Raw genomic sequence first — 3,039 nt, 5'->3', positions numbered from 1 at the left:
AATTTGGTAGGCCTGAGTGGACTTGAACCACCGACCTCACCCTTATCAGGGGTGCGCTCTAACCACCTGAGCTACAAGCCTGCAGAGATTACTTACTGCTCTATTTTCATCAGACAATCTGTGTGAGCACTNCAAAGGCAGGTTCTTTAAGGTAAGGAGGTGATCCAACCGCAGGTTCCCCTACGGTTACCTTGTTACGACTTCACCCCAGTCATGAATCACAAAGTGGTAAGCGCCCTCCCGAAGGTTAAGCTACCTACTTCTTTTGCAACCCACTCCCATGGTGTGACGGGCGGTGTGTACAAGGCCCGGGAACGTATTCACCGTAGCATTCTGATCTACGATTACTAGCGATTCCGACTTCATGGAGTCGAGTTGCAGACTCCAATCCGGACTACGACATACTTTATGAGGTCCGCTTGCTCTCGCGAGGTCGCTTCTCTTTGTATATGCCATTGTAGCACGTGTGTAGCCCTGGTCGTAAGGGCCATGATGACTTGACGTCATCCCCACCTTCCTCCAGTTTATCACTGGCAGTCTCCTTTGAGTTCCCGGCCTAACCGCTGGCAACAAAGGATAAGGGTTGCGCTCGTTGCGGGACTTAACCCAACATTTCACAACACGAGCTGACGACAGCCATGCAGCACCTGTCTCACAGTTCCCGAAGGCACCAAAGCATCTCTGCTAAGTTCTGTGGATGTCAAGACCAGGTAAGGTTCTTCGCGTTGCATCGAATTAAACCACATGCTCCACCGCTTGTGCGGGCCCCCGTCAATTCATTTGAGTTTTAACCTTGCGGCCGTACTCCCCAGGCGGTCGATTTAACGCGTTAGCTCCGGAAGCCACGCCTCAAGGGCACAACCTCCAAATCGACATCGTTTACGGCGTGGACTACCAGGGTATCTAATCCTGTTTGCTCCCCACGCTTTCGCACCTGAGCGTCAGTCTTTGTCCAGGGGGCCGCCTTCGCCACCGGTATTCCTCCAGATCTCTACGCATTTCACCGCTACACCTGGAATTCTACCCCCCTCTACAAGACTCTAGCCTGCCAGTTTCGAATGCAGTTCCCAGGTTGAGCCCGGGGATTTCACATCCGACTTGACAGACCGCCTGCGTGCGCTTTACGCCCAGTAATTCCGATTAACGCTTGCACCCTCCGTATTACCGCGGCTGCTGGCACGGAGTTAGCCGGTGCTTCTTCTGCGGGTAACGTCAATCGATGAGGTTATTAACCTCACCGCCTTCCTCCCCGCTGAAAGTGCTTTACAACCCGAAGGCCTTCTTCACACACGCGGCATGGCTGCATCAGGCTTGCGCCCATTGTGCAATATTCCCCACTGCTGCCTCCCGTAGGAGTCTGGACCGTGTCTCAGTTCCAGTGTGGCTGGTCATCCTCTCAGACCAGCTAGGGATCGTCGCCTAGGTGAGCCGTTACCCCACCTACTAGCTAATCCCATCTGGGCACATCTGATGGCATGAGGCCCGAAGGTCCCCCACTTTGGTCTTGCGACATTATGCGGTATTAGCTACCGTTTCCAGTAGTTATCCCCCTCCATCAGGCAGTTTCCCAGACATTACTCACCCGTCCGCCGCTCGTCACCCGAGAGCAAGCTCTCTGTGCTACCGCTCGACTTGCATGTGTTAGGCCTGCCGCCAGCGTTCAATCTGAGCCATGATCAAACTCTTCAATTTAAGTTTGATGCTCAAAGAATTAAACTTCGTAATGAATTACGTGTTCACTCTTGAGACTTGGTATTCATTTTTCGTCCGAGGACGTTAAGAATCCATGTCACTTTGAGTGCCCACACAGATTGTCTGATAAATTGTTAAAGAGCAGTTGCAACGCGGCTTTCAGCTCACCGTTGCGAGGTCCCGTATAATACGTTTTCCTCATTCAGAGTCAAGCCCTTATTTTGCTTTTCTCTGTCAGTTTTTAGCGCTGAACTTCACCGCTAAAACCCTGCTGACCCGGCGGCTTGCTTGCCGTTGTTCCGTGTCAGTGGAGGCGCATTATAGGGAGTTCTGAGACGTTGACAAGCCCTGTTTTCAAAAAATTATTCAACCGTCTCTTTTTTGTGCAAAACGCCCTTAGAGCGGTAATTTTTCCAGCGTCGAGAAGCCATAGCGACGCAGAACGGGTAAAAGCTGTTCTGTTTCTGCCGTCAGCGCCATGCAGAATGCTTTATTCTCGTCGCTGGACTTCGCATCCGGCGCTTCATGCTCTAACAGCCAGGCGGTGCGTCGGGCAATTGCCGCGCCGGAATCGATCAGCCGTGTGCCTTCCGGCAGAACGCGCTGCAGCTCCTCCTGTAAAAGAGGAAAGTGGGTGCAGCCCAGCACCACCGTATCCGGCGGCTCCTGCATCCGCAGCCACGGGCGCAGGATACGGCGCAGCTCTTCTAACGGCACAGGCTCGCCGTGCAGCTTCGCTTCCGCCAGCTCCACCAGCTCCGCCGACCCCAGCATTTCAATCCGACATTCATTGGCAAAGCGGTCGATCAGCTCACGGGTATAAGGACGCTTTACGGTACCGCGCGTCGCCAGCAGGCCAACAATGCCGTTCGCCGTTAAACGGGCGGCGGGCTTGATCGCCGGCACCACGCCAACGACGGGGAAAGCGAACTTTTCACGCAGGGCAGGCAGGGAGACGGTACTGGCGGTATTGCAGGCGATCACCGCCAGCGCCAGGGGATAACGCTGCTGGACAGCGGTAACGATTTCCACAACGCGCTCAACGATAAACTCCTCGCTCTTCTCGCCATAGGGGAAGGCAACGTTATCGAAAGCATAGATGTAATGCAGATTCGGCAGCAGCTGCCGAATCTCATTATAAACCGACAACCCACCGACGCCGGAATCAAACACCAGCACGGTGGGACGTGGATCAGAAGGTGTAGCTGCCAGACAAGGTGTATTCCCGTCCTGCAGATTGGTAGCCATAAACTGTCTCGTAATCTTTATCGAACAGGTTGGCTATTTTACCACGAACTGTCAGGTGTGAGGTGACGGGATACGATAAACCGACATCCCAGAGGCTCA

Annotated in this window: 2 protein-coding genes, 1 tRNA gene and 1 rRNA gene; all 4 read right to left on the bottom strand. The window is 53.8% G+C overall.

Features of this window, described 5'->3' with window-relative positions:
• Positions 1-4 precede the first annotated feature (4 nt).
• Positions 5-81, bottom strand: a tRNA-Ile gene (locus VZP09_RS21380).
• 71 nt (positions 82-152) lie between these two features.
• A 16S ribosomal RNA gene (locus VZP09_RS21375) occupies positions 153-1,692 on the bottom strand.
• 396 nt (positions 1,693-2,088) lie between these two features.
• Positions 2,089-2,940 (bottom strand): glutamate racemase, encoded by an 852-nt coding sequence (murI, locus tag VZP09_RS21370; RefSeq protein ID WP_002883026.1) that lies wholly within the window; start codon positions 2,938-2,940, stop codon positions 2,089-2,091.
• Positions 2,885-3,039 (bottom strand): TonB-dependent receptor (locus VZP09_RS21365; protein ID WP_237879467.1); only part of this gene is annotated, 155 nt, incomplete at its 5' end. The genes murI and VZP09_RS21365, both read right to left, overlap by 56 nt.

The sequence above is a fragment of the Klebsiella sp. EMBS2024 genome, assembly GCF_036233805.1.
In the GTDB taxonomy this organism is placed as follows: domain Bacteria; phylum Pseudomonadota; class Gammaproteobacteria; order Enterobacterales; family Enterobacteriaceae; genus Klebsiella; species Klebsiella pneumoniae.
Note: the sequence above shows the minus strand (reverse complement) of the source record. Positions and strands in the feature narration are given on the sequence as shown.

Bases quoted from the DNA above. Each gene is read 5' to 3' on its own strand.
- murI (WP_002883026.1), bottom strand. From the start codon at position 2,940: ATGGCTACCAATCTGCAGGACGGGAATACACCTTGTCTGGCAGCTACA.